Source organism: Bacillus sp. NEAU-Y102 (assembly GCF_054788175.1).
In genome coordinates, this window is the sequence record NZ_JBTWFK010000004.1 from 326,975 (window position 1) to 353,843 (window position 26,869).

General features: G+C 32.6%; 34 protein-coding genes and 1 pseudogene. 28 read left to right on the forward strand and 7 right to left on the reverse strand.

The window, feature by feature from the left end; all coding sequences use genetic code 11:
* Nucleotides 1-4 precede the first annotated feature (4 nt).
* The 7 genes from ACYFX0_RS13490 (at nt 5) to ACYFX0_RS13520 (ending at nt 6,790) form a co-directional block, all read left to right on the forward strand.
* Entirely contained in the window at nt 5-1,273 is a 1,269-nt protein-coding gene (locus ACYFX0_RS13490; protein WP_106081181.1) for a peptidase, read from the forward strand.
* Nucleotides 1,270-2,169, forward strand: a complete 900-nt coding sequence (gene ablB / locus ACYFX0_RS13495) for a putative beta-lysine N-acetyltransferase (RefSeq protein WP_000878599.1) — start codon at nt 1,270-1,272, stop codon at nt 2,167-2,169. The genes ACYFX0_RS13490 and ablB overlap by 4 nt, the downstream gene beginning before the upstream one ends.
* Nucleotides 2,170-2,312: 143 nt before the next feature.
* A complete protein-coding gene (rocR, locus tag ACYFX0_RS13500; protein WP_014894777.1) occupies nt 2,313-3,698 on the forward strand; it encodes an arginine utilization transcriptional regulator RocR in 1,386 nt (461 codons plus the stop codon).
* A gap of 210 nt (nt 3,699-3,908) precedes the next feature.
* Entirely contained in the window at nt 3,909-5,330 is a 1,422-nt protein-coding gene (kamA, locus tag ACYFX0_RS13505) for a lysine 2,3-aminomutase (protein WP_000902145.1), read from the forward strand.
* The gene (locus tag ACYFX0_RS13510; RefSeq protein WP_000995766.1) at nt 5,327-5,599 is read left to right on the forward strand and encodes a YokU family protein; all 273 of its coding nucleotides are present in this window, start codon (nt 5,327-5,329) and stop codon (nt 5,597-5,599) included. The genes kamA and ACYFX0_RS13510 overlap by 4 nt, the downstream gene beginning before the upstream one ends.
* Before the next feature lie 72 nt (nt 5,600-5,671).
* Complete coding sequence (locus tag ACYFX0_RS13515) at nt 5,672-5,887, forward strand: YozE family protein (protein ID WP_000750717.1); 216 nt, start codon at nt 5,672-5,674, stop codon at nt 5,885-5,887.
* A 240-nt stretch (nt 5,888-6,127) separates the two neighbouring features.
* Nucleotides 6,128-6,790, forward strand: coding sequence for a hypothetical protein (locus ACYFX0_RS13520; RefSeq protein ID WP_000101498.1), 663 nt, complete (start codon nt 6,128-6,130; stop codon nt 6,788-6,790).
* A 4-nt stretch (nt 6,791-6,794) separates the two neighbouring features.
* Here ACYFX0_RS13520 and ACYFX0_RS13525 read toward each other — a convergent pair whose 3' ends face one another.
* The gene (locus ACYFX0_RS13525; RefSeq protein ID WP_460270733.1) at nt 6,795-6,950 is read right to left on the reverse strand and encodes a DUF3930 family protein; all 156 of its coding nucleotides are present in this window, start codon (nt 6,948-6,950) and stop codon (nt 6,795-6,797) included.
* 149 nt (nt 6,951-7,099) lie between these two features.
* Here ACYFX0_RS13525 and ACYFX0_RS13530 point away from each other — a divergent pair, with 149 nt between their 5' ends.
* The 5 genes from ACYFX0_RS13530 to ACYFX0_RS13550 all read left to right on the forward strand — a co-directional run bounded on the left by ACYFX0_RS13530 (nt 7,100) and on the right by ACYFX0_RS13550 (nt 9,844).
* Nucleotides 7,100-7,279 carry a YozD family protein gene (locus ACYFX0_RS13530; protein WP_000658451.1) on the forward strand — a complete coding sequence of 60 codons (180 nt, stop codon included), beginning with the start codon at nt 7,100-7,102 and terminating at the stop codon, nt 7,277-7,279.
* Between the two features lie 111 nt (nt 7,280-7,390).
* A complete protein-coding gene (locus tag ACYFX0_RS13535; RefSeq protein WP_000473371.1) occupies nt 7,391-7,573 on the forward strand; it encodes a hypothetical protein in 183 nt (60 codons plus the stop codon).
* Nucleotides 7,573-8,394 carry a serine/threonine protein kinase gene (locus tag ACYFX0_RS13540; protein WP_106081179.1) on the forward strand — a complete coding sequence of 274 codons (822 nt, stop codon included), beginning with the start codon at nt 7,573-7,575 and terminating at the stop codon, nt 8,392-8,394. Before ACYFX0_RS13535 ends, ACYFX0_RS13540 begins: the two co-directional genes overlap by 1 nt.
* On the forward strand, nt 8,376-9,131 hold the full coding sequence (locus tag ACYFX0_RS13545; RefSeq protein ID WP_000486617.1) for a sporulation protein: 756 nt from the start codon (nt 8,376-8,378) through the stop codon (nt 9,129-9,131). Before ACYFX0_RS13540 ends, ACYFX0_RS13545 begins: the two co-directional genes overlap by 19 nt.
* Nucleotides 9,132-9,208: 77 nt before the next feature.
* Nucleotides 9,209-9,844, forward strand: coding sequence for a phosphatase PAP2 family protein (locus tag ACYFX0_RS13550; protein WP_002082842.1), 636 nt, complete (start codon nt 9,209-9,211; stop codon nt 9,842-9,844).
* Here ACYFX0_RS13550 and ACYFX0_RS13555 read toward each other — a convergent pair.
* From ACYFX0_RS13555 to ACYFX0_RS13565, 3 genes are all read right to left on the reverse strand, one after another.
* On the reverse strand, nt 9,834-10,715 hold the full coding sequence (locus ACYFX0_RS13555; protein ID WP_000380385.1) for a cation diffusion facilitator family transporter: 882 nt from the start codon (nt 10,713-10,715) through the stop codon (nt 9,834-9,836). The two genes, ACYFX0_RS13550 and ACYFX0_RS13555, sit on opposite strands and share 11 nt — an antisense overlap.
* A 353-nt stretch (nt 10,716-11,068) precedes the next feature.
* Entirely contained in the window at nt 11,069-11,383 is a 315-nt protein-coding gene (locus tag ACYFX0_RS13560; RefSeq protein ID WP_000658787.1) for a thioredoxin family protein, read from the reverse strand.
* A gap of 277 nt (nt 11,384-11,660) precedes the next feature.
* Nucleotides 11,661-12,191 carry a GNAT family N-acetyltransferase gene (locus ACYFX0_RS13565; RefSeq protein ID WP_106081177.1) on the reverse strand — a complete coding sequence of 177 codons (531 nt, stop codon included), beginning with the start codon at nt 12,189-12,191 and terminating at the stop codon, nt 11,661-11,663.
* 884 nt (nt 12,192-13,075) lie between these two features.
* On the opposite strand from ACYFX0_RS13565, the gene ACYFX0_RS13570 reads away from it, so the two are divergent.
* Both ACYFX0_RS13570 and ACYFX0_RS13575 read left to right on the forward strand, forming a co-directional pair.
* On the forward strand, nt 13,076-13,402 hold the full coding sequence (locus ACYFX0_RS13570; RefSeq protein ID WP_106081176.1) for a hypothetical protein: 327 nt from the start codon (nt 13,076-13,078) through the stop codon (nt 13,400-13,402).
* A 524-nt stretch (nt 13,403-13,926) separates the two neighbouring features.
* A complete protein-coding gene (locus tag ACYFX0_RS13575; protein WP_106081175.1) occupies nt 13,927-14,583 on the forward strand; it encodes a DUF6944 family repetitive protein in 657 nt (218 codons plus the stop codon).
* A gap of 425 nt (nt 14,584-15,008) precedes the next feature.
* On the opposite strand, the gene ACYFX0_RS13580 is transcribed toward ACYFX0_RS13575, so the two are convergent.
* Nucleotides 15,009-15,146, reverse strand: a complete 138-nt coding sequence (locus ACYFX0_RS13580) for a DUF3956 family protein (RefSeq protein WP_000443218.1) — start codon at nt 15,144-15,146, stop codon at nt 15,009-15,011.
* A 203-nt stretch (nt 15,147-15,349) separates the two neighbouring features.
* On the opposite strand from ACYFX0_RS13580, the gene ACYFX0_RS13585 reads away from it, so the two are divergent.
* The 4 genes from ACYFX0_RS13585 (at nt 15,350) to ACYFX0_RS13600 (ending at nt 17,593) form a co-directional block, all read left to right on the forward strand.
* On the forward strand, nt 15,350-15,748 hold the full coding sequence (locus ACYFX0_RS13585; protein ID WP_000464544.1) for a CHRD domain-containing protein: 399 nt from the start codon (nt 15,350-15,352) through the stop codon (nt 15,746-15,748).
* Nucleotides 15,749-15,938: 190 nt separating this feature from the next.
* Nucleotides 15,939-16,190 (forward strand): DUF3947 family protein, encoded by a 252-nt coding sequence (locus ACYFX0_RS13590; RefSeq protein ID WP_000500101.1) that lies wholly within the window; start codon nt 15,939-15,941, stop codon nt 16,188-16,190.
* 137 nt (nt 16,191-16,327) lie between these two features.
* A complete protein-coding gene (locus tag ACYFX0_RS13595) occupies nt 16,328-16,864 on the forward strand; it encodes a C1q-like domain-containing protein (RefSeq protein ID WP_014894775.1) in 537 nt (178 codons plus the stop codon).
* A gap of 153 nt (nt 16,865-17,017) precedes the next feature.
* Nucleotides 17,018-17,593 (forward strand): complement C1q domain-containing protein, encoded by a 576-nt coding sequence (locus ACYFX0_RS13600; protein WP_106103312.1) that lies wholly within the window; start codon nt 17,018-17,020, stop codon nt 17,591-17,593.
* A gap of 694 nt (nt 17,594-18,287) precedes the next feature.
* On the opposite strand, the gene ACYFX0_RS13605 is transcribed toward ACYFX0_RS13600, so the two are convergent.
* Nucleotides 18,288-18,482: a hypothetical protein gene (locus tag ACYFX0_RS13605; RefSeq protein WP_000412557.1), complete on the reverse strand. Its 195-nt coding sequence runs from the start codon at nt 18,480-18,482 to the stop codon at nt 18,288-18,290.
* A 265-nt stretch (nt 18,483-18,747) separates the two neighbouring features.
* Here ACYFX0_RS13605 and ACYFX0_RS13610 point away from each other — a divergent pair, with 265 nt between their 5' ends.
* The 6 genes from ACYFX0_RS13610 to ACYFX0_RS13635 all read left to right on the forward strand — a co-directional run bounded on the left by ACYFX0_RS13610 (nt 18,748) and on the right by ACYFX0_RS13635 (nt 23,838).
* A complete protein-coding gene (locus tag ACYFX0_RS13610) occupies nt 18,748-19,338 on the forward strand; it encodes a hypothetical protein (RefSeq protein WP_000392278.1) in 591 nt (196 codons plus the stop codon).
* Nucleotides 19,339-19,833: 495 nt separating this feature from the next.
* The gene (locus ACYFX0_RS13615) at nt 19,834-20,832 is read left to right on the forward strand and encodes a glycoside hydrolase family 25 protein (protein ID WP_106081173.1); all 999 of its coding nucleotides are present in this window, start codon (nt 19,834-19,836) and stop codon (nt 20,830-20,832) included.
* Nucleotides 20,833-21,029: 197 nt separating this feature from the next.
* The gene (locus ACYFX0_RS13620) at nt 21,030-21,881 is read left to right on the forward strand and encodes a peptidylprolyl isomerase PrsA (RefSeq protein ID WP_098829811.1); all 852 of its coding nucleotides are present in this window, start codon (nt 21,030-21,032) and stop codon (nt 21,879-21,881) included.
* Nucleotides 21,882-22,297: 416 nt separating this feature from the next.
* Nucleotides 22,298-22,516 (forward strand): hypothetical protein, encoded by a 219-nt coding sequence (locus tag ACYFX0_RS13625; RefSeq protein WP_000864273.1) that lies wholly within the window; start codon nt 22,298-22,300, stop codon nt 22,514-22,516.
* A gap of 249 nt (nt 22,517-22,765) precedes the next feature.
* Nucleotides 22,766-22,996, forward strand: coding sequence for a hypothetical protein (locus tag ACYFX0_RS13630; protein WP_106081172.1), 231 nt, complete (start codon nt 22,766-22,768; stop codon nt 22,994-22,996).
* A 506-nt stretch (nt 22,997-23,502) separates the two neighbouring features.
* Nucleotides 23,503-23,838, forward strand: coding sequence for a YolD-like family protein (locus ACYFX0_RS13635; RefSeq protein WP_002082834.1), 336 nt, complete (start codon nt 23,503-23,505; stop codon nt 23,836-23,838).
* Nucleotides 23,839-24,046: 208 nt separating this feature from the next.
* On the opposite strand, the gene gerPF is transcribed toward ACYFX0_RS13635, so the two are convergent.
* On the reverse strand, nt 24,047-24,262 hold the full coding sequence (gerPF, locus tag ACYFX0_RS13640) for a spore germination protein GerPF (protein WP_001141569.1): 216 nt from the start codon (nt 24,260-24,262) through the stop codon (nt 24,047-24,049).
* A 206-nt stretch (nt 24,263-24,468) separates the two neighbouring features.
* Between gerPF and ACYFX0_RS13645 the strand changes: the two genes are divergently transcribed.
* The 4 genes and pseudogenes from ACYFX0_RS13645 (at nt 24,469) to ACYFX0_RS13660 (ending at nt 26,766) form a co-directional block, all read left to right on the forward strand.
* Nucleotides 24,469-24,807 carry a hypothetical protein gene (locus ACYFX0_RS13645; RefSeq protein WP_106081171.1) on the forward strand — a complete coding sequence of 113 codons (339 nt, stop codon included), beginning with the start codon at nt 24,469-24,471 and terminating at the stop codon, nt 24,805-24,807.
* A gap of 202 nt (nt 24,808-25,009) precedes the next feature.
* Nucleotides 25,010-25,099, forward strand: a pseudogene (locus ACYFX0_RS13650) (catabolite protein activator); the annotation flags it as partial.
* Nucleotides 25,100-25,242: 143 nt separating this feature from the next.
* On the forward strand, nt 25,243-25,950 hold the full coding sequence (locus ACYFX0_RS13655) for an SDR family oxidoreductase (RefSeq protein ID WP_106081170.1): 708 nt from the start codon (nt 25,243-25,245) through the stop codon (nt 25,948-25,950).
* 141 nt (nt 25,951-26,091) lie between these two features.
* Nucleotides 26,092-26,766, forward strand: a complete 675-nt coding sequence (locus ACYFX0_RS13660) for a DUF6944 family repetitive protein (RefSeq protein ID WP_106081169.1) — start codon at nt 26,092-26,094, stop codon at nt 26,764-26,766.
* Nucleotides 26,767-26,869 lie beyond the last annotated feature (103 nt).

Below are 26,869 nucleotides of genomic sequence, written 5' to 3' on the forward strand. Positions count from 1 at the left end.
ATATGTGGAGCAATTAAAAAAGCAAGTTTGCGATTATATTGAGAGTCATGAAGAAGAAAGTGTGAAATTTTTAAAGCGATTAATTCAAGAAAAGAGCGTATCTGGTGATGAAAGCGGTGCGCAGGCGATTGTGATTGAAAAATTACGTGAATTAGGTTTAGACCTCGATATTTGGGAGCCTTCTTTTTCTAAAATGAAAGGTCATCCTTATTTTGTATCACCCCGTACAAGTTTTTCAGATAGCCCAAATATTGTAGCAACTTTAAAAGGAAGTGGCGACGGGAAATCTATGATATTAAATGGGCATATTGATGTAGTTCCGGAAGGGGATGTGAATCAGTGGGAACATCATCCTTATAGTGGTGAGAGAATAGGAAATCGTATATATGGCCGTGGAACGACGGATATGAAAGGCGGAAATGTCGCACTCATGCTTGCGATGGAAGCGATTATTGAATCTAGCATTGAATTAAAAGGAGACATCTATTTTCAAAGTGTAATAGAAGAGGAAAGTGGCGGAGCAGGGACATTAGCAACTATATTACGAGGATATAAGGCAGATGGTGTCATTATTCCAGAACCTACTAATATGAAGTTTTTTCCGAAACAACAAGGTTCCATGTGGTTTCGTCTACGTGTAAAAGGGAAAGCAGCACACGGTGGAACGCGTTATGAAGGGATTAGTGCAATTGAAAAAAGTATGTTTGTTATAGAACATGTAAGAAAGCTAGAGGAGAAAAGAAATAGTCGAATCACAGATCCGTTATTTAAAGGAATTCCGATTCCAATTCCAATTAACATTGGGAAAATTGAAGGAGGGAGTTGGCCAAGTTCTGTTCCCGATGAATTAATTTTAGAAGGAAGATGCGGTGTTGCGCCGAATGAGACTATAGAGGCGGCAAAAGAAGAATTTGAGAATTGGATTGCTGAATTAAATGATGTGGACAATTGGTTTGTTGAAAATCCAGTAGAAGTAGAATGGTTTGGAGCGAGATGGGTTCCTGGTGAATTAGAAGAAAATCATGAACTTATTACCGCACTTCATCATAACTTTGTTGAAATCGAAGGGAACGAACCAATTATTGAAGCATCTCCTTGGGGGACTGATGGAGGTTTATTTACACAAATCTCAGGTGTACCAACTATAGTATTTGGTCCAGGAGAGACAAAAGTAGCGCACTATCCAAACGAGTATATAGAAGTTGATAAAATGATAGCTGCCGCAAAAATTATTGCATGTACATTACTAGATTGGTGTGAGGTGAAAAAATGAAATACTATGAATCTTTTAGAGAACAGACGAATTGTTATACAGTAGAAGGCGTTTTAGATTATTTTAATAAACGTATCCGAGTAGACCACTATACAGGAAATGTTGAAAGTATTATACAGACAATTGACGAACTAGCAGAGAAACATTCTTTCACTAAATGTATTATTAAAGGAAAGGGAGAGCATGTTTCAACATGGCTCTCTTTCGGTTTTTTGTTGGAAGCAACGATACCTCATTATTTTCAAGGACACGATGCATACTTTTTTGTGAAATATAATAATGATGAAAGACGAAATAGTATGCATTGGACTGAGGAAGATACTATATTAAGCGGTGTAAAAGGAAAAGAAATAAAAGAAAAAGTAGTTCCAGAGAAATTTCTGCTGAGAAAAGCGACTGAAGAAGATGCAGAAGAATTAGCAACTGTATTCGGAAAAGTATTTGAAGTGTATCCGACACCTTTAAATGAAGCGAGTTATGTATTACAGACGATGAAAGAAGACGATACAATTTACTACGTGTATGAATTTGAGGGGGAAATTATTAGTACAGCATCTGCAGAAATGAATATAAAAGAAGGGAATGCAGAATTAACAAATTGTGCTACTTTACCTGAATATCGTAAACATGGATTTATGAAAAGTTTACTAATTAAATTAGAGGAAGAGCTCCGAGAAAAATCTATTTTCTGTTCCTATACAATTGCTCGATCGCTTTCTTTCGGAATGAATGCTGCATTTCATCAATTAGGCTATACGTATACAGGAAGACTGGCGAATAATTGCTACATTTTCGATAAGTTGGAAGATATGAATATATGGGTGAAAGATTTATCTAGCTATTCGAAAGCAGTAAAAATTCCGCCTCAAAATTCGGCTGTAAAGCAAAATAGTTAGGTGGAGCTGGGTGTTTGAAAAAGCCGTACTAATTAAAATATAAAATTGATCAAAATTATAGAACGGAATCGTCATGCTTACAATCGCACATAGGTATGCCGAAAATTCGGCATGTAATTGCTGGATTTTCGGCAAAAGGGGGGATGACATTGCTAGCAGTTTCGACACAAGAAGTCATTGAAGCGATTTTGGGCAGCATTGATGAGGCTATACACGCTGTAGATGAAAATGGAATTACAATATTTTATAACTCTGTAGCTGCAAAACACGATGGATCCAAGATTGAAAAAGTGTTAGGGAAGCATTTGTTAGAAGTGTTCCCGTCTTTATCAAGGGAAACGAGTACATTGATGAAAGTATTAGATACAAAAAAACCTATCGTACATCAAGTACAGCATTATCAAAATTTAAATGGTGAAGATGTTTGTACAGTAAATACGACGTTACCTATTTTTATAGATGGGAATATTGCCGGGGCTGTTGAAATTGCAAAGGATTACTCTACAATTCAAAAACTTACTGACACAATTGTTGATTTACAGTCGAAAATAAAACGGTCATCTAGAAAAAAATTGATTAAAAAGCATGCTGCATTTGAGACGATAGTGACAAATGATACGCGGTTTAAACAGACGAAAGAGCTAGCACAAAAAGTAGCACCAACAGACGCAAATGTTTTAATATATGGTGAAACAGGAACAGGAAAAGAACTGTTCGTACAAGCAATTCATGAAGCTTCTAAAAGAAAAAACAAGCCATTTATTGCACAAAACTGTGCAGCTTTACCAGAGTCGTTATTAGAAAGTTTATTGTTTGGAACGACAAAAGGAAGCTATACAGGAGCGATTGAAAGAGCTGGGCTATTTGAACTTGTTGATGGTGGTACATTATTTTTAGATGAACTGAATTCAATGCCTCTTGATTTGCAGGCAAAAATGTTACGAGTGTTAGAAGATGGAGTCATTAGAAGAATTGGTGATAATAAGACGAGAAAAGTAGATGTTCGCGTTATTACCGCAATGAACCAGCCTCCAGAAATATGTTTACGAGAGAATAAAATTCGCACTGATTTATATTATCGCTTAAACGTATTTTCATTATATATCCCACCACTTCGTGAAAGAACTGAGGATGTACTATTATTAGCATCTTATTTTTTGGAAGAATATAATAAAAGTTATAAAAAAGGTGTACTTCAAATTGATGAGGAAGCGAAAGATAGACTGCAAGCTTATCAGTGGCCTGGAAATGTCCGGGAGTTAAAACATACGATTGAACATGCTGTTATTATTGCAGAAGGGAATACATTAACAGCCAATTGTTTACCACGTACATTTCGGAAAGAGAAGTTTTCGAAGAAGAAGGGTATAATGCCACTTAGAGAAGCACTTCATCAAACAGAAAAAGAATTAATAGATCAAGCGTTGATTGAAACGGAAGGGAATATATTACAAGCCGCAAAAATGTTAGGTATCCCTCGTCAAACGCTTCAATATAAACTGAGCAAGTACGACAAAACCGCCGAATAATCGGCGGTTTTTGTGTGTTTGCACGAATAAAAGAGCGTTTACATATATATAAAGTAATGAATATAATGTTAAGTATTGATTTCATACAACGCTTAAAAATATTTTTTCGCTTATATAATAGGGTTCTCCGCACATTTACTTATCAACAATGTAAAGTTGGCATAACTATTGCTTATATAAAGGGTGAGCGTATAAAAAGGGGGAATAGCAATGTTACATGATGTATACAAACCAAATCGTCACTGGAAGGATATCGAATTATGGAAAGATGTTACTGAAGAGCAATGGAATGATTGGGTTTGGCAATTAACGAATACGATCAAAACGTTAGATGACTTAAGGAAAGTGATAAACTTAACACCTGAAGAAGAAGAGGGCGTTAAAATTTCAACGAAAACGATCCCGTTAAACATTACACCGTACTATGCTTGGCTAATGAATCCTGATGATCCACGCTGTCCGATTCGGATGCAATCAGTACCGATTTCGGAAGAGTTATATAAAACAAAATATGATTTAGAAGATCCGCTTCACGAAGATGAAGATTCACCAGTTCCAGGGCTAACACATCGTTATCCAGACCGTGTACTATTCTTAGTAACAAATCAATGTTCTATGTATTGTCGTTACTGTACACGCCGTCGTTTTAGTGGACAAATTGGAATGGGTGTACCGAAGAAACAATTAGATGATGCGATTGCTTATATTAGTGAAACACCACAAGTACGAGATGTATTAATCTCCGGTGGTGATGGACTTCTAATTAACGATAAAATTTTAGAATATGTATTGAAAAATTTACGAGAGATTCCGCATGTTGAGATTATTCGTATCGGAACGAGAGCACCAGTAGTATTCCCGCAACGTATTACAGAAAATTTATGTAACATTATTAAAAAATACCATCCAGTATGGTTAAATACACATTTCAATACATCTATTGAAATTACTGAAGAATCGAAAAAGGCATGTGAAATGTTAGCGAATGCTGGTGTTCCAGTCGGAAACCAAGCAGTAATTTTAGCTGGTATTAACGACAGCGTTCCAATTATGAAAAAACTTATGCATGACTTAGTAAAAATCCGTGTACGTCCATACTACATTTATCAATGTGACTTATCTGAAGGTATCGGTCACTTCCGTGCACCAGTATCTAAAGGTCTTGAAATTATTGAAGGTTTACGTGGACACACATCTGGTTATGCAGTTCCGACATTCGTTGTTGATGCGCCAGGTGGAGGCGGTAAAATTGCACTTCAACCAAACTATTTAATCTCACAAAGTGCAGATAAAGTTGTACTTCGTAACTTTGAAGGTGTTATTACGACGTATCCAGAGCCAGAGAGCTATATTCCAGGAAGAGCGGAAGGATACTTTAAAGAGATTTATCCGAACTACGAAGAAAAACGTTCAGATGTTGGTATCGCAGGTCTTATGAGCGATAAGAAATTTAACCTCGTTCCAGACGACTTACAGCGTATGAACCGTCGTAAAGACTACGAAGATAATGATACTCATGCATCTTTAAAAGATAAACGTGATAAGCGTGATCAATTAAAAGATAAAAAATATCAAGCACAAATGGCTAAATTAGAAGAAAACGACAAAAAAACTGAGGGTGATGCAGTATGAATTGTATGTGGTGTGACAGTACAGAAGCGAAAGAAAGCTTGAATACTGTATATTGGGAATTACCAGATGGTACGAAAGCCATTGAAATCCAAAAGACACCATGTATTTCTTGTTCCTCGTGCGGGATGGACTATCAATCAGACCATACAGTAAAAGAAATTGAAGATCAGTTATTTTTAATTTATACGAAAGATTTACCAAAACAACTAACATATGAAGAATTAATGGGAAGACCACGTCTATTAAAAAGAAATTACTTCGACTTTTAACCAGCTTTTATGCTGGTTTTTTTCTTTTTTGCCTTGTATAATGTACCCAAGTTAGAAAGGTAGGGAATATTTTTGAAAAAGACATTTTACCATTATATGATGAAGCATCGTGCAGCTTTATTTAGAAATGAAATTTCAGATTTAGCAGAGGCGATGTATGATGATTTAAGTTTTCCGAAGCAATCTGAAGACTATGATGAAATTAGTTCATACTTAGAGTTGAGCGGAATGCTAGAAAGTATGTCTATATTTGATGAAGCCTGGGATTTATACATACAAGATAGATAAAAACTATTTGAAAACATACAGAATACATTACTTTATTTAAAGTGAAGTATTCTGTATGTTTTTTTTATTGATTTGAAGCTAGTCTAGTTACTAGCTTTTCTTTTGGGTTTAACGTAAATTTTATAAGATTATAATTTTTATTGAAAAAATTTATGAATATAAGCTTCTGTGATAAGCGTTTTTATGTAGGTTGCATATACTGTTATCAAAATCACGACGTCAAAAAAAGGAGAGATAGAGATGGCAAGAAAAAAACAACCTAAATATAACGTAGGGGACATAGTCGTGATTACGCTATATGGAACCGTTGGGAAAATCACAAATATGAAGGTTTTAGATGGAGTTTATGTATACGAAGTCAATAATCACGATGGATTTTACGTAGAGCAAACGCTGCAGCACGTTACAGAGCAAGATATGAAGAAGGGCGATACGGAGTGGATTGAATTAAATTATAATTTCACGTTTGGTGATCTTGTGCAAGTAACTGGATATGATAAAGATGTTTTCCGTATTGTTGGTTTTCGTACAGAAGTATGGAGATATAAGAATGACGCATGGGAAGATACAATTTATGAATTGTCACGGATTACGGATGGTGAATGGTTAGAAGCGGATGAGTCAGATTTAACGTTACTTGCCAATGCTCAAACGGCAAATGCAATTTTGAAGAAACTGAAACAAGATAAAGCAGGTATGAATAAATTAGATTTAGGTAAGTTAAAGTCAATTAACAACTCGAAAAAAGTGAGTGTTAAGACGAATCGTCAAGAAATCATTGATGGATTACTTGATATTTATAACGATTATCAATTATTGTTCGATACATTTAAAGATGAAGAATATAAAATTGTAATGGATGTTGTTCATAATTATTTAGTTAAATTGACAGAGAAAAAATAGTTAACTAGAAAGAGAGAATAAATTGAACAACAACATATGCAGTATAAGGTATGCCTACAATTATTAAAAAAATAAAAAGCCACTTTATAAGAGAGTCTGCCCATTGATCTTCATGCATGAACTCTTCTTTTGTTTGTCCTACTTCATATTGATTTCCCATTATTATTTCCCCCTTTGAATAGCTTGTACTACAATCGTATGCATCTCGTCCAAAGCTTATGACCTATAAAAAAATAAAATCTATTTTTCTAATCTCATATACATAATTTTGAGATTTTTTCATAAAACAGAAATAAAGGAGTGATGCTCATGAAGGAAATTGAAGTCGTGATTGATACGGAAGAGATTGCGGAGTTTTTTTATGAGCAACTAATTGAAAGAGGGTACGTCCCGAAACGAGAAGAAATTGAAGATCTCGCAGATATTACATTTGAGTATTTATTAGAGAAATGCATGATTGATGAAGTTTTTGATGAAGAGGATGAATGAAAGTAACGACGGGCATAACTCGTCGTTTTTTTACTCTTTACAAACCTGTCACAAATATAGTCAATAATTATTGGTATAATTAAAATGAAATTTTACTCAAGAGGTGAAGGGATGTTCAAAAAAATTATTGATTCTTTATTAGGAAAGAAAAAATATCGTTCGTATTCAAGTAGTGATTATCGTCGTAGAGGGCGCTCGTATTCAAGTAGCGATTATAAACGACGTTCATCTGGTTATGGACATCAACATTATAAAAGAAAACGTAAAAGCCGTAGCTTCTTTTCAAGTAGCTGATGAAATGGCGTCGTGTACTAGCATTATTTGATAGACCACTGCGGAAAAATACAATTGTTGCAGAACGTTATAAAGTTGAATCAGTAATTGGAATGGGCAGTTATGGGGTCACATATGTCGTTAATGATTTACAAGTAAATAGATATAAAGTCTTAAAACAATTAAGACAAAGTAAACAAAGATATGAGTCTGGTAGAAAATCATTTGAACAAGAGAAAATGATTTTACAAACATTAAATCATCATGCAATTCCTAGTCTGTATGATCATTTCATATGGGAGAAAAAGAGCTTCTTTGTGATGGAGTACATGCCTGGTAAAAATTTTGAAGATTATATTTTCATAGATGGGTATGTATATACAGAACGTGAAGTTTTTGAGATTTTATATGAAATATTAGAAATTGTATCGGTGTTTCATAGTGAAGGCATTATTCACCGAGATTTACGCATTCCAAACATATTAATGAAAGAAAATCAAATTAGTATTATTGATTTTGGATTGGCTAAATGGAAAGGTGAGGGTGATGAGAGAGCTACAACTTACGAAGGTGAACAAGCTTTGATGCGAGAAGTCCACTTTCGTAGCGACTTTTATGCACTCGGTCATTTCTCGTTATTTTTATTATATGCAGGATATGAATCTAATGAAAAACAGGAAAAACCATGGTACGAAGAATTAACTTTGGAAAATTATAATCGCGAAATGCTTATGCGAATGTTACAAATAAAAACGCCGTACTATGAGAATGTACAAGATTTAAAACAAGATGTAGCTTCTGCTTTAGAAAGGATGGAGACTCCATGTTTCAAAAGTTTTTAGCAAGCGTTGGTATTGGAAGTGCAAAGGTAGATACTGTTCTTGAAAAAGATGAGTATATTGTTGGGGAAGAAATAGTTGGAAAGGTTCATATAACTGGAGGTTCAGTTAGCCAGCAAATTGAAAGCATTTACTTAACATTATCGACGTCGTATGTACGAGAAGTGGATGATAAAAAAGTAACAGCAACGTATGATTTAGAGCGAGTACGCTTAACAGAACCATTTTCTATAGAACCGAATGAAAAAGTTGAAATTCCATTTTCTTTTCCAATGCCAATTGAAGCACCACTTACACTTGGTATGAAAACGGTTTGGATTCATACAGGTCTTGATATTAAACGTAGTATAGACCCAAGTGACCGCGACTACGTTCAAGTGTTACCCAATGCATTATTAAGTAGTGTTTTAGATAGTGTAAATGAATTAGGGTTTAAAGCACGTCATATAGAATGTGAAGAATTACCGCATCGATTACGTAAGCAAGTTCCATTCGCACAAGAATTTGAGTTTATTCCAGTTTCTGGAGAGTATTATGGGAAATTAGATGAATTAGAATTATTAATCTTGCCACGTGCATACGATCGACTAGAAATTATTATGGAAGTAGATAGAAAATCTCGTGGTTTAGCTGGATTATTCGCTGAGGCGCTTGATCTTGATGAGAAGGTGATTCGTTTTACCGTAACAAGAGAAGATATCCCTGAGATGAAGCAAAAAATTAATAATTATATTTTTTAATAAACTATGCATAAAAAAGAAATGGAGAGGAAAACTAAAACAACCGCTCCATTTTTTTGCATAGTGAGGTTATGTATGTGAAACGATATCGACATTTATACTTGCTAAGTTTTACGTTACTCATTTGTTTTGTCGTATTATCACTTTCGTATCATACCGCTTGTATTGAGAATTTTGACAATATAGTCGCACATTTTATTCAAAGTTTTCGAAACGATTATTTGACGACCTATTTTACTTGGGTGTCTTTTATCGGTTCCAAAAGGATATTTTTCCCATTACTCATTATTCTTGTAATGTATTTTCTCGTTAGAAAAAAGTTGCTGAGTGCATTGCTTCTAACAATTAATTACTACGGATCTCGTTATTTAAACAGTCTGCTTAAACTATGGTACGAACGAGCAAGACCTGATGTTACGCAGCTTGTTACTGCAACTGGATATAGTTTTCCGAGCGGTCATACGATGAATGCTACGGCTTTTTTAGGATTTATTGCATACGTCACAATTACTGAAGATCGTATTTCGTTGCATAAAAAATTGCTAATTATTCTTATAGCAAGCTTTGTTGTATTATCTATTTCAGTTAGCCGAATATATCTTGGCGTGCACTATCCATCTGACATATTAGCAGGATGGGCAGCTGGCGGTAGCTGGCTCGTTTTATGTGTTATATTCCATAAAACGTTCATAAAAAAAGAACCTATGTCATAATAGGTTCTTTTTTCATTGGCTCAACATGAATGTGTGCATGGTAAATTCCAAACTTTTTGCGAAGCATAGCTTCGATGTTGTCGGTAATACAGTGACTTTCTCCAACATCCATACGAGCATCTACTTCAATTGTAATATCAACGTACGTTTGATTCCCGTACATACGTGCTCGAATATCTACAATGTTTTCCACACCGCCAATATGCTCAATAGCATCAGCGTATTCCTCCATTTTATCAGGATCAATTCCATCTGTTAGCATATGAGAAGATTCTACGAAAATCTCCCATGCAGTTTTACAAATAATAAGACCAACAATTAAAGCGGCAATAGGGTCTAAAATAGGCATTTGGAACTGAGAACCGACAATACCTACTACAGTACCGATACTTACGAGTGCATCTGATAAATTATCTTTTGCAGCAGCTTCTAGTGATTTACTTTTTGTTCGTGCTGCAATTTTTTTCGTATACAAATACACGCAGTACATAACGACAGCAGAAAATAAAGCAACCCATGCAGCGAGTACATTAGGTGCTGCTTGTTTCGGATTTAAGAAAGATTGAATGGCACTAATAACAACTTCTAATCCGACTGTTGCCATAATGAAGGACGCAACAAGTGATGCGATTTGTTCGGCCCGTGAATGCCCATACGGATGATCTGGGTCACGAGGTTTACGAGATATTTTTAGACCAATTAATATCGCTAAAGAAGCACCGATATCCGTTAAGTTATTTAAACCGTCAGCACGTAATGCGCTAGAGAGGGTAATATAACTGATGATGATTTTCATAGAGGATAAAAATATGTAGGCCATAATGCTGACAATAGCACCTTTATCAGCTTCTTTATGAGAAAGAGTATCCATTTTAATCACTCACCTTTCTTTAAAGGAATTTCTTTCTATAAATAGAGTATCAAACGAAAGTCGTGTGGGTCTATACAAACATTGTTGACGTTTTATAGCTTTTTAAGAAGGGGATAACAAAGTTTCGTGAAGGAAAAATATGTTGAAAAGTACAAAGTCAGGGTGTGAACCTAATTAGAGTTTATTTACTAAAGAGATAGGAGGGTAGATGGATGAAGAAGCGAATACTTTTCTTAATATGTACTATTCTTATAATGACAGGGTGTAATTCATTAAACGATGAAAAACATCAAAAGATAATTGTGAAAACAGATGAAAGCCCTCTGAAAAATATTTTCCAGAGGGCTTTTATTTTAGTATGCTTCTAAAAACTCAGTAACTTGCTCTTCAGTTTTTGCATTAGCACTATGTAAGTGGCCTAGCTTCTCACCATTTTGGTATACAAGTAAACTTGGAATACCCATTACTTGATACTCTTCAGCGATACTTGGAAACTCATCTTTATTAATAGAATACCATTCAAATTTATTGAACTCTTCCATTACATCTCCGATAAAGTTGTCCATACGTACGCAATCTGGGCACCATGTAGTAAAGAACTTAACAACTACAGGCTCCTCGCTTGCGATGATGTCTTTGAATTCTTGTTCTGTTTTAATTTCTTTCATAAGTAAAACTCCTTTCAATATTACACGAATTTATATGCAAAATTCGTATTTGCAAACATGTTGCAAACTTATTATTTGTTTTTTAGTTTTGTAGTTCGTTCACACTTATAAAACTGTATTTTAAATTGTATATAACATGACTGGACTTCTAAGTGTGAAAATAACGGAACCTCACTTTTCTTTATAAGCTTTTTCCAGGATTGTGTCAAACTTCTGAATTTTATACAGCAATTAAAGAAGCCCACACTTTGATTGAGTGTGGGCAGAGTGACTAAAATTAATCGCTTATTAATTTCGAATAGATATTTAAATCGATAAGCTTTCCAGCTGATTTTTCGCTCTTTCTCAGAGTCCCTTCAAAAGTAAAGTTTAATTTTTCTAATACCTTTATGGAATTTACATTTGCAGGTTCAACTTTTGCTTCAACACGATATAGTTTTAAATGTGTAAAAGCATAATCTAATAAAGAGGATATTGCTTCAGGGGCATATCCTTTACCCCCAAATTTTTTTGAAATATCATAACCAATCTCAGTCTTTGAGTTTTCAAAATCTAAGGAATTATAGCCACATGAACCGATAATGTGATTAGATTCTTTTTCAATAATAGTAAAACGTATAGCTTTATTATTTTGAGCGAGTTCGTTAAGAAATTGAATCATATCTTTTGCCTGGCTTTCATCGGTGAAATTACTTATATTCATGAATTTAGTAACATCAGGATCAGACCATATTTTAAACATACTTAATGAATCAGATGCTTTCATTTGCCTTAAATATAATCGTTGTGTGTGTAGTTCAGTAATCAATACTTTTACCTCCGTTATGTTGTAAGAATAGGTAGTTTAAAAATATTGATATCTGCGCATAATTCAGTTCCTTTTAGATTAATTAACTTTTATTATACAAGAAAATTACTACAGTGAACAAAGGCGTTAATTAGTTTAGCTATTTTCTATAATTGATGGAATCAGAGAGACAAAGGAACATGGTTTCAGTGGATTTAAAGATTTTAGCCCGCTATTTGTGAGCAGTAAGACCCCACCTTAAAATTCAGCAGAAGCAAAGAAGTTAGGTGGGGGTCGGGCTGCCCGTAAAAGCCCGATTGGTGAGGGCTAATAATCAATGGGGGATGAACACCCCCCCCATTGATTAGAGTTTCACTTTATTCAATTCTTTAACAAACCCCTTATCTGGAAATTAAAGAACGCCTTGGGAGAAAGGCGTTCCATGACCAAGGAATGTATGGAAAATGATACTAAATGATTCATAATGAGATGATCATAAGTATTGTATGTATTTCTCTAATGTATGTGAAGTCTTTATTTCATAATATCGAAAAAGAACATGCATATAAGCATGCTCTTTCACAAGAAAGATAGATTTCTATGAGTGGATGCCTCCATACAATAATATATGCTTGTCCAGTTAAAAGGTGAAAAGTTTTAATAAAATTGTTATTTCAATGGAGAAGCCCTAGGATTAGGAGGCTAGGGCTTCAAGTCATGGTATATCTCACACGACATTATAAAAAGAAAAGAACGTACTGAAGATAACACATGAATATTTCATATTTTATTATAAAAACTGTATAAGGCTAGAATTTATATAAATGTAATGGAAATTAATTAATAAAAAATTTTATTAGGGATTTGCCTTAATCATTTATAACAGCCAAGAATATTTATAAAATATGACTGTAGAAACAGGTCCGATTTTTATAACGATGGAGGGAATTGGTGTGGACATAACTCAAAGTATGGCCAGAATAGTGGTTAATGGGAAAGATCTTCCGTTTACTTCAGTTAGAACTTCAATATGGAATCAAGGACCTGTAAATGATTTAATTGTTTCGACAAATCGGAGAGTCGAGGAGTTTTATCAATTTATGTGGTCACAAGTGCCAGTTACGCTCACAATGTATTTTCTTCAGGGAGCGGACTTGATGAGATTTGCTAGAATTGTTGGAATCAATCAAAGTGTAACGGGAGAATATATATATCATTTCTTTTGGGGATAAAATGAATTTAAAGCAGTTTAATAGCTGTTTTTTTATTTTATAGAGACATGATTCGAAGGCGAAGAATATGTATGGCTAGGAAGATTAGCTTAGATCGTGATATAGATAAATTATTATCGCTTCTGAGTTTTTAAAAAATTTTCAAGAAAATTGGGAGGTTCTAATTGGATATATATCAACGCTTGGTTATTAATAGGAAATATAATAAAGGTTAAAAAGTTTAATGGAAATTTATTTATTTTTTCGAATCATAAAATGAGCAATTTATGTGAAGAGAATAATGACTAGTGAGTGGTTTAATACATTTAAAGATAGGAACATAAAAAAAGCGGTGTTAGTAATATGTATTATACAAAACAATGTAGAGAAACGATCAATATATAGGTGTTATTTTTAAGGATGTTTATTTTTATAAGACAATATAATAAAGAAGGAACAGGTTAAGGGACAGTTTGAATTTCTAACAGAGAGCTGTGTGATTAAATAGGATAAAAGTAATTATTTAATGTTGGGATAGGTTATAAATGGAGAACCAATTAAAAGAAATATTTGGTGCATTGATAGCAGCTATAGGTACAATAACTTCCGCTATTGGAAGTACACCGTTCTATTTTATAAGCAGTAATGTAAGGGAGAATCTGAATATATATGGAAACACATTGCAAGCAGTTGGTAACGCTTTAGAGGCTGATGGTCAAGGGGGAATTTCTCTTGAAAAAATTGGGAATGAAATCCAATCAATTGGTAATGTAACTGTAATATCAGGGTTAGTTATTGATTTTACAGATGAAACAAAAGTTAAATTGGTTATTTCTGGAAATTGGGCGCAGGCTTTAGGAGGACTTACAGCATTAGCAGATGAATTTGAAGATACTTCAGATAAGGATGAGTCTTTTAATGTTGTAGGAAACTTATTGCAAGCTATAGGAAATTCCTTGCAAGCGATTGGAGGAATATATGAGCTAAAAAGTATTAGAGGAGATCGGCAGGATAGTAAAGAAAATCTAGTAAATGATACAGGGGAAATTTTAGACAATCAAGCAAATAGTCAACCGGATAAAAAGAAAGAAGGCCAGTCAATAGATACCATAGGAAGTTGGATTCAAGCCGTAGGTTCTATATTTTCATTAATTGGACAAATACGTGAAGAAAGTGAGGAGTTAGAAGGGAGCGATAAATAGACTAGTTGTAAAAGAGCCTCACATATTGCGCATATTTGATAGTAGGAAATTTTTTTATTGAATGCTAAGTTTAAAATTATATGATGCAGTAAGTAAAAAGGGTTCAAGGAGTATTATTAGTTTAATAAAAAAGAGCGGTTAGCAAAAGCGAAAAGTTTTCATGAAAACTGGTAATAGAAACTGCTTTTTAGAAAAATAACATATACTTATTGAAAATGGAATACAGGAGTTCGTATTGTAGGTTTTGCATATGGCTATTCGTTCTCAGGAATTACACGTGAATTAGTAGGATTGTTAGTTTAGTAGTAATGAAACTTATGACGAATATTTCGATAGATGCCATTATCCAAGTGGTGTCTTTTTTTATTGTTAAGGAATAAATAAAAAAGAGAGTTTAAACCCTCTTTTTTATAATTATCTAACTATTATGCGCAAATTGGAATTCCTAATGCTATTAAAGTCAATGCTACTTGAAGAGAAAGTTCTAATCTAGCAATTTCGATTCCAGCAACTGAAATCACTAAAAGAGGTTGTCCATTAACGAACAAAACACAACTTTCCATGCTTACGCCTCCTTTCTAGTAATCTAATATAGTATATGGATTAAACTTAAAAAGTGTAATAGTTAAATGTATGAATTCAATATAATTAATAAATTAAACTATTATATTTAATAAATTAAAATTGACCTAACAGCTGCTTTTTTGTCACTTTATAAGAAGGGTCAGAATATATTAGAAGTATAAAAATTATAGGAGTGATAGATATGTTCTTTGCAAAGTTGCGTGGTAGAAATGAAGTTCCACCAGTAGAAACAGATGCTCGAGGAGAAGGTTTCTTTAAATTAAGCCGGGACGAGCTTAGCCTAAAATTTAAGTTGGATTTATTCGATATAGAGGATGTAGTAGCTGCACATCTGCATCTTGGATTAAAAGGAAAGAACGGTCCTGTTGTAGCTTTTTTATTTGGACCGATAACAAATCCAATTTCAATAGAGTGTGCAACTTTTACGGGAATGATTACTCAAGAAGATTTGGTCGGACCGCTAGTGGGTCAAACATTAGGCACTCTTATAAATGAGATTATATCTGGAAACATATATATTAATGTTCATACAGTACAACATCCTAATGGTGAAATTCGTGGACAACTAAATTATTGCTAATGAATTATGGCAGTAGGAAAATTTAGCGAGAAACAAAAAGCATCCGTTGAGTGTGCTTTTATTTAGAGAATGATATTTATATTGAAAATGTTTAACCTTAATAAGAGCTAGTGAATTAGCTTTTGCACTCACTGAAATATAGAATCATAACATATTTTGTAATAACTTATACGAAAGTGAGTTGAAAATCATGTTTTATTCATATTTTAATTCTCAAGCTGGCATGCGACCAGCGTATGGTACGTCTATAACGTATAGTGGAGCACAAAGTACAGTCCAAGCTATTCAACAAGCATTACAAATGCAACAACAAATGCAAATGCAGCAGCAAGGAGTACAACCATATTACTCATCCGTAGAGTATTTTTACCCAGTACATCATGTTACACCGTATGGAAGTTCTTTTCTTACTATTCCATATGGAACTGTATACAACTTATAACTAGTAAGGAATTATGTGGTGTATATAAATAAGGGTGCAGGTTAATAGCGCCCTTATGAACAATAAAAATAGCTAGTCCAAACCTTATAAATCAATCTTACATAATATGTAGTAATAAGTTTGAAAGGGGAATTAGTATGTCTTGTTATTACTACTGTAAGTATTGTAAGGAGTATAAAAAGAAGCACCATGATTGTTGTAAGAACACTAGTAAGTGCCATGATAACAAGGACAATCTTGTTAGAGCATCGGCATTTAGAGCTAGAAATACTGTGAATCAAAATGTTCCTGCTAATACTTTTGTGAAAGTGTTATTTCAAAATGAACAATTTGATTTAGCGAATGAGTATAATCCAGCAACATCTATTTTTATGCCGAAGACTAAAGGAGTATATTCTATTATTGGAACGATTGGTTTCTTTCCAAACGATCCAACTTTAAATTATAGAGCGCGTGTAGAAATTCGTGTGAATGGAAACGCAGCGATAGCTATAGATAATGACTTTTTTGGTCCAATAAGTTTTGGAAATGTAGTAAGTGTTTCGACGATTGTTCAATTGAATGCAGGAGATGAAGTTGAGGTTTATGCACAAAGTAGTATAGATGGAGTTTTAAGTCCTTTAGAAGATGGTGCACATTTTGAAGCAGCAAGATTTCCTTCTCCGATTAAATAAAGTCATTAAACATTGAGTTTACAGAAGCTTAAAGGTAAATCCTCACCGAAATGGTGAGGGTTTTTTACTCTATTAAAAATAGTAACAGGTCGTCCAAGCTATTCTAATCTATATAGCATACTATATAAAAATAAGTGTAAAGGGGGACTAACTATGTCTTATTATTACTGTAAGTATTGTAAAGATTACAAAAAGGAAAGTCATGATTGTTATAGAAAAAGTAGTAAATGTGATAGGAAGTATGTAAAGGTGAAGTGTTGTGATGATAAGAAAGAGGAGCTTGTAAGGGCATCGGCATTTAGAGCTGTGAATACAGTTAATCAACCTGTTCTAGCAAATACTCCTGTTAAAGTATTATTTCAAAATGAACAATTTGATCTAGCGAATGAATATAATCCAGTAACATCCATTTTCACTCCGAAAACTAGAGGGGTATATAGTGTGTTAGGAAATATAACATTTTCCCCAAATGATTTTAATGTGAATTACAGAGCTAGAGTAGAAATTCGTGTAAATGGAAATCCAGCAATAGCGATAGATAATGATTTCTTTGGAACAGGAGTATTTTTTTATAATGATGTTTCAGTAACTACTATTCTTCAATTAGAAGCAGGAGATTCAGTTGAAGTTTTTGCAGAAAGTAGTATTGCGGGCGTAATTGTACAAAATGTTAATGGTTTAAATACGGTTCACTTTGAAGCGGCAAGATTTCCTTCTCCAATTAAATAAAACAGATCATTAAATGTTTTTTAGTAGGTTTAGTTAATCCCCTTACCAAATGGTGGGGGATTATTATTGTTTTTCTAAAATATATAAGTAAACAGGTAAAGTGTAGTTTAATTTGTAGAGGCTTTAACCTTATTCAGATAATGAAAAAAATAATATGTAAATAAGTAACATGCTTCTGAAAACTCAGTGTTAGTAAGTTTACTAGTTTTTTTATAGAACAAGAAAGACGAAATACATAAAAGATCGTATCATTACGTTTTTTCTCTACTATATAGAAATTACATATTGAACATAAATTTGTGAAGGGAATGCTAGTACACTGAAAAGAATAACATAAAGGCGATTACACTATATAAAAACAAAATCAATCCTAAGATGAGTAGTATTGGATGCAGCTTGAACATATTTGACCTCCTTGAGTACATAAAGAATTTTAATATATTGTTGGTCAATTTAGAAGGGGACGGTTACATAAAAAAAGAGCATACATAATAAGTACGCTCCAAAGAAAGATAGGTTTTATGAGTGGATAATCTCCATACGATAATATATGTCCTTTTAATAAAAACGTGTAAAAAATCAATGAATTATCAATGGAATATCATAAAATGAGTAATTTTAGTCTAGGAATGCAGTCATTTTCTTTCTCAGTTATTTTAGGTAACAAAGTTGTGAAAATCGTGCATTATGCGGACTAACAACGGGATAACGATCGTACTTCAGTTACATATTTCTTAAAGTCTGGATATTGCGTGATAGTTTGACATTTTGGGGTGCATAGTTGATTAATAATAGACACATTTGTAATTACTTCGTTACAAGGACCGAAAAATGTAACTTTTAGCTTTGAATTTGGTGGGATTTTGAACACGATAGGCTTTTTTTCCATGAAATCAGCTCCTAATATTGAGTATTATAATTTAATGGATATAGAGTCGTATTAGTATAATATGAAATTTCAGTGGATTTGCTTATAATAAAGAATTTCATAGTAGTAAAAGTGCTTAAAGATGTAAAAGGGAAATTGAGAATGCGAAATAAAATGTTTAATTAATATAATCAATAAATACGAAAATAGTTAATATAACTAATACATTTTTTAATTTGTTACATATCATGTTAGTAAGAATTGTATAAGGAGGTAGTATAAAATAGTGGAAGAAAATGTACAAGCTCAGCTTTCGCCACCGTGGATCACATATTTTAATGAATTAAAAAATTCAATAGGTGCTGATCCAACTGTTACAGTTGGGCCACTTATTCCTGTTGGTGGTAATTATATTATTTTAGTGCATGCGTTAAGTAATGAAAAAGCGAGAGCGTTAGCAACGTTTTTAAAATCTTTTGTACAATTTGGGAATGTAAGTGTGACAGTTATTGTAACGAATAATGAGAATGAAATTGTAAATCCATTTCCTTGTCCACTAGATGCATTTGAAATAGCTCATTTATTTCAAGTAGCACTAGAAAACAATCCTTATTTTGAACAAGTTGTGGTACAGCCTCAGTTCCCTGGCGGACCGAATGTTGTCTTTCCGGTGTTCACTGCGGAAGTCATTCAGTTTTTCAATGACGATATTTCTAACTTATGTCAAACGTTTACAGGTGTTGCTGCCAATGTATTTCGTGATGTAATGAATGATGAGGTTTGTGATAGCCCAATATTATTTTCTACAAGTTGTGTTATGAACAGTGAAAATACACAATTACAAAATAAAGATTTAACACCAAAATTGTTTTATTAGACTATAAAAAGACATTTTCAGTAATAGAAAATGTCTTTTTTATGCACCAATAGTGTTCAGGTTGGACAATTGTAGGTTAACAGGAATAATTTTCAATTAATTAAAACTTTTCTAAATCTCATATTTCATGGAAAGATAGTAATTTTGATTTAAGAATATATAGAAAATGAGGAATGATTTTTATTAACTGAAAGGGAATTGATACTGGAAGTTTTAAGTTAATACTATAAGAGGATTTTTTCTAATATCCGTAAAAATGATCAATACCTAAATTGATAGGATGAGACTACATAACAAATAGTAAGGTATATTTCGAATATGATAATATTTTTTGTGACATACATGTTAAAGCTAATAGAAATATTTCTGAAAGAGAATATATTTTGAAAAACAATAACGATTCTTTTTATTTATATTATAGATAGCTAGTTTTAGAGAGATAAGGCTTACAATAAAACAAGCTATGAATAAGACATTAAAAAGGAGCTGGAATGTATGGGTTATATTGTAGATATTTCAAAATGGAATGGAACTATCAATTGGGATATTGCAGCATCTCAGCTAGATTTAGTGATTGCTAGAGTTCAAGATGGCTCTAATACGGTGGATTTTATGTATCAAAATTATGTTAGTGAAATGAAAAAGTATAGTATCCCATTCGGTAATTATGCTTTTTGCCGTTTTATATCTATTGCTGATGCAAAGAAAGAGGCACAAGATTTTTGGAATCGTGGTGATCAATCAGCTAAGTTTTGGGTGGCGGACGTAGAAGTTCAAACGATGGCAGATATGCAAGGCGGGACACAGGCATTTATTGATGAATTACGCCGTTTAGGTGCGGGAAAAGTAGGATTATATGTAGGGCATCACATGTATTTATCATTTGGAGCACGTAATATTGAAGCTGATTTCGTATGGATCCCTCGTTATGGAGGGAATAAGCCAGCATATCCATGTGATATTTGGCAATATACGGATTCAGGGAATGTTCCTGGGATTGGGAAATGTGATCTGAATCGATTAGTAGGAAATAAGTCACTTTCTTGGTTTATAGATTCGAACAAAGCAAATCAATCTAACATAGTGTATAAACAGCAACCGAATGGCATTGGTATTGCAGTTTCGAAATATCCTGATGGATACGGAATAAATTTATATGAGAACCCCATGAATCCTCAATTTACAGGTGCACTCACTCAGAAAATTCCATATTTAATCTTAACAGGTTATTGGGGAGGCGGTGAGCAAGATATGATTTGTTTAGGGAACGATAAGCAGTGGGCATATTTAAAACATTTTAAGGTGAAATGGTTTTATGCAACTTCGAAATATCCTGTCGGCTACAGAGTAAATTATTATGAAGAGCCTGAATGTATGAATTATAAAGGAAATATAGATGGATCGACATCTTTTCGAGTGTGGGGTAGAGTGGGAAATGCGTTAGATATCGGGCAGAATAGTTGGATACCTGAAGAACATGTAATTATTAAGTAACTATAGAAGCTATATTTTTTTTGGAGCACATAAAGAGTTTTCTTACTATACATAGTAAGAAAACTCTTTATATTTAAAAATGAAAATACATGATACATAGTCTACTCATATGAAATGAATTACATGTAGAAAACACACTGTTTTCACAATGACTGTGTATAGTTAATTTGCATAATGATAAAAGTGAGGTATTTGAATTGAAAAAGAAAAAGATATTTATTGGAACGATTATTTCATGCGTGATGCTAGCATTATCTGCATGTGGTTCCTCAGACAACGTAGTAACATCAAAAGTAGGAAATGTTACAGAGAAAGAATTAAGTAAAGAATTACGACAACAATATGGAGAAAGTACTTTATATCAAATGATGTTAAGTAAGGCATTGCTAGATAAATATAAAGTTTCAGATGAGGAAGCAAAAAAGAAAGTAGAAGAAGCAAAAGATAAAATGGGTGAGAACTTTAAATCGACTTTAGAACAACTTGGATTGAAAAATGAAGATGAATTAAAAGAAAAAATGAAGCCAGAAATTGCATTTGAGAAAGCAATCAAAGCAACAGTCACAGAAAAAGATGTGAAAGATAACTATAAACCAGAAATGAAAGTAAGTCACATTTTAGTGAAAGATGAAAAAACGGCTAAAGAAATAAAGGAGAAAGTAAATAATGGTGAAGATTTTGCTGCCTTAGCAAAACAGTATTCAGAAGATACTGGTTCAAAGGAACAGGGCGGGGAAATATCTGGTTTTGCTCCTGGGCAAACAGTGAAAGAATTTGAGGAAGCTGCGTATAAATTAGATGCAGGCCAAGTAAGTGATCCAGTTAAAACAACTTACGGTTACCATATTATTAAAGTGACGGATAAAAAAGAATTGAAGCCATTTGATGAAGTAAAGGATAAAATTCGTAAAGATTTAGAACAACAAAGACTACAAGATACGACAGGTAAATGGAAACAACAAGTAGTCAATGATTTATTGAAAGATGCTGATATTAAAGTGAATAATAAAGAATTTAAAGATACATTTAAATTTCTAGAAAAGAAATAATAACTGTAATCATAATTAGAAAAGGGAACTCATATAGAGTTCCCTTTTCTAATTAGTGTGTGAGTTATAAATAGATAGTAAGACAATACAATATTACATTTAAATATTAAGAATTACAATGGGAAATTATGGGTTTAAATTAAAGAAATTATAATTATTTCAATGGAAGTAGATATGATACGGTTTTCATTATGTAAGTTTATTACATATATTTACTCTTTAATAATGGATATCGAACTTAATTTAAAAAATAGTACATATAATGTTTTTGAATAAATATTTAACATGGATAATTAGTAAAAAACTGAGCATTCGATTGGAAAGGATGTTCTTTTTAGTATGAACATTTTAGGATAAAGAATGAATCGTTTTAAACGCGTCATTTACCACATCAATAAATTAGGTGGGGAGAATATATGAAAGTAATCTTTCAGGGAGAGGGCGGTGCGAAAATTTTTGAGTCATATGATGAAAATATAAGTGATTTATTAGCAATATTAAAAGAAACGAAAGGGATTAAAATAGGGATGGTTGAGTATAAAGTGTTAAAGTACGAACTTAATTATTTTCGTCATCCGAAAAAATCGGATACAGAGAGAGAGTTACATATAATAGTACAACCTATGTATATGTAATAAAATATAATATAATAATAAAAATCACTGATTCAGTTTTGCAAAGTTTCATAGAGTATGTAAGAAAAGAGAGTGTTGTAAATGTTCTCTTTTCTTATGCTTTGTGAGTTCGTTCATCATAGTATATGTTTTCAGTTATAGATGGTTAATAAACGAAAAAATTTAAAACTTTTTTGTTTGGGTAGGGATTTTATATATGAATAAATATACTATGAAGTATTTTTTATACGAATATTGGAGGAGTATAAAATGAGTTTAGCTAGTTACATAGGCTGTAATGTAGAAATTCAGTTAACGGTTCCAGATTCTAATGATGTAATTGTTTTTGGACCGTGTTTTTCAGATGAAAGTATGCTTGAAATTGTACAAGAGTATCAATTCCAAACAAATTTCACATATGAGGTTTCAACTAGTTGGGGAATTGAATTTGTCGAGTGGCAAAACGTAAAGGAAAAAAAGAAGCGAAAGAAAAACTTTTAACTTTATGCAAGATTATGGAAGGCTATTTGGAAGATGGAGACTATTTCGAATTATTTAGTTGTTGGGTTGGTGATGAAGGTAAGGAATGAGTAGGGGAATTGAAATTAAAAATAAATCATTTTAATATAGATGAATTATGTATTCCAGAAAGAACATTAGTTAGGATAGAAAAATAAAATTTGAAATATTTTTTAGAAAAAGGCGATTTCACTTTGTGTGAAGTCGCTTTTTAGTTGTTATATGTATTTCATTTTACATAAGAAATGAGAAGTTTATTTGATAAAGGAAAAAGAAAGTATAGAGGTAAATAAAATTGTGTTTTTTGTTAAAAAATAATAAGTATGGCTCTTCTCAAAAGAACGTAAGTTTGTGTATAATAAGAACTAATGTTCCTTCGAGGGATAACCTAATTATAATTTAGAAGTAAATCCGAGTTTAGTGAGTATTAAAAATAACTAAGGGATAGTATGACTAAATAAATGTATAAATGATCAAGGAGATAAAAAATGAACGATGTAAAGATACAAAAAGAAGAAAGAGAGTGGGTTCCGTTTACAGTAATATCCGAACAACTTTTAAATATGAGAAAGATTATTGGAGAGAAATTAAAAGTACAAAAACCGCTTTTAACAAATGAAGCAAAAGAGAGAATTTCTGATAAATTATTAAATTCATTACTGTCTGAGAAAGAAATATTGGTAACATATTTTGAAGATGGCTACATATTAACAAGCTATATGACAGTTGTACATATTAATCCGGTAAAACAAATTGTAATTTGTACAGACGCCTTTTATAAAACTTACGTATTTAACGCTATGGATATTATTGAAATAACGTAAAAGAAGCTGAATATTAAATGGCAGCTTCTTTTATTTCTGATTTATGAAATAAATAATACAAGAAAAAGCAGCTAGCTTCGTGCTAGCTGCTGAGCCCCAGGGAAAGGGAGAAAAAGATAGGGTACTCCAAAATCAACAAGAGCTGTCAAACAGCCTGATTATAGTATAGACAAATTAAAATTTTCTATACAGAAAGTTAAACAAAAGATTAGGCTGTACCCACTTGGTTTTGATCTGCAAGGTCAGAATCAAATGTATTGGTCGCGCTAACACCGCTAAAAGTATTAACAACAAAACCAACGTTTGATGCGCCGGAGCCATTATAAGCTTTCGTATTTTCTTTCGGAGAAACGTTGTAGAAATCACCTAAATTAAACGAACCATTACTATTTTGTACAACTAAATTTCCTACAACTGATGGCATAATTTTCACCTGCTTTATAATAAGTTGTTAACATTACTATATGGAGTTATAGTCCAGATGGTTCATACAATAAAAATTGTGGGATAGTAAAACGTTTGGAGCATGGATTTCAATAAAAGTGTGTTAAAATTAATATAATAAAGTTGAGTATTTTTTTGAAAAATTTGTATAATTAATATATATGAAAATAAAGGAGGCAAAATGTAATGAAAGATATTATGAAAAAAGTTGATTTAACAGATGCCAAATCAAGTAATCTTGTTGCACTAATTTATAGTAATGAAGTTATATTAGTTGAAGACGCATTTTGTCCAAATGAAATAAAATTAAAGTTTAATGAAATTGCAATTTTATCTGCAATTAAAACAGCTCATATTGCGAAAGTTTCTATTAGGAAAGAACTTGAAGCGCTTTTTCATGATACGGGTGTTATATTAGTGAAACAAAATGTTGATTATGGTAGTAGTCAATCTATTACCATGCATTTTGAGCAATTTAAAAAATTGCAATATGAGATTGAATATTTAAATAAAAGTATGTCATAAGGCAGCTAAATAAAGGTTCTATCATAAAGGTGGAATGTGTTGTGTTGAAAAAGTGGTTTAAAAATTATTTGGGTGAATCGCATTGTAAACATAAATATGTTTTTATTAAGATGCAGGATAATGAGGATTTAAAAAACAGCCCGATTGGTGAGAGCTGATAATCAGTGAGGGATGAACAAAACCCCCACTGATTAAAGTTTCACTTTATATGTACCAGTGTGAGAAATGTAGAAAAGAGAAGTTGAAATGTAAAAACAATAATGAAATAAACAATGAATTTTTAGATAGGTAGCAAAAAAGTAACCATGATGGTTACTTTTTTTGTTTATGTATGCAATAACAAAACTATTACTAAAGTATGAGTTGAGTTGATACCATAGTAAATGGCTGAATAAAAATGAAGAGAGTAATATATAGGGAAGGAGGATGAGAGAAATGAAGAGAAAAGAAATTGGTAAGTCTGTAATTATTACAGGTGTGACACAAGGGTTAGGACGTGCGATGGTTGATCGATTTCATGAATTAGGGTGGAACATATATGGTTGTGGACGCTCAAAAGATAAAATTGAAGAACTAAAAAAACAGTACAGTAAAATACATGATTTCCAAGTAATTGACGTTTCAGATTCTCAGCAAGTTAACAATTGGGCAAATTATATACTTAATAGACATAAGGCTCCCAATCTGATAATAAATAATGCATCGATTGTAAATCAAAATGCACAACTTTGGAAAATTACGGCTCAAGAATTTGAAAATGTAATGAATGTAAACGTGAATGGTGTAGTAAATGTAATAAGAGCGTTTGTTCCAGCAATGGTAGTTAGGAAAGAAGGGATTATCATTAATATGAGTTCTAGTTGGGGAAGAGAAGGTGAGGCTGAGCTTGCGCCATATTGTGCCTCGAAATTTGCTATTGAAGGTATCACTAAATCTATGGCCCTGGAATTACCCCATGGCATGGCTGTAGTTGCTTTAGATCCTGGAGGGAGTATTAGTACTCCAATGCTGAAGTCATGTGCTCCACAATATATAAATGAATCACCTACACCTGAAACTTGGTCACATAAAGCAATTCAATATATATTGAATATAACAATAGATAAAAATGGAGATTCGTTGACATGTCCAGCATGCATATAAAAAAGCACCTTTAAGGTGCTTTTTTATATTAGTAGTACATTATATCATTCACAAAATTACATATGAAAAATAAAATAAACGATTAAGGGTGAGATTTGTTTGTTTTGAAAGCTTTAGAAAATATTTAAATAGGTGATAAAAATGAATCCACGCGGTTTAAGAGTGACAGGGGCATGGTTTCAAGTGGGAGGGAACCTTACAGCTGCTATTGGGACGACAAGAGGATTTATTGGAGAAGAGAAAGTTGAATCGGACCTTGTTATTGTAGGGAGCTCATTACAAGCCCTCGGGTATATATTACAAATCATTGCGAGCAAGTATGATGACGGGGAAGAAAAAAGAGAAAATCAAAATATAGGCTTAGAGAATCAAAGTAAATTACTTGATAAAATAGGAATTGAGTTATTAGCATTAGGGAATATATCAAATGTAATAGGAACATATTTTAATATAAATGAACAATTGAAAGAAAATGATTTTCTTATTATTATAGGGAACAGTTTACAATCAATCGGTGCTTTTTTAGGAGTAGAAGCAGCTTTGGTGGATATAAATGTACTACAGAAAATTATTATACTAGGTAACTCCATGCAAAGTTTAGGAGCTGGATTACAAGCGTATCAAGGCGTTTCAAATTTATTGAAAGATGAGAGAGAAAATGAAGATAGAATTTTTGATAAGAAGGATGAGAGAATAATTGCACTCATTGGTATTTGGATACAAGCGGTTGGAACGTTAATTTCTGCAATTGGAGTAACTGCAATAGAGGAAGAAAATAGGCTAGCAAACAATGAAAAGTCTGAAATACTTATATAAGTAGAAGGAGAGACATTGATTTTAGAGGCAAGTTAAGATTAAAATAGTAGTAGGTTTCTTTGCGTATATTTTGAAAAGTGATATATAAAATACAAAATAAGGA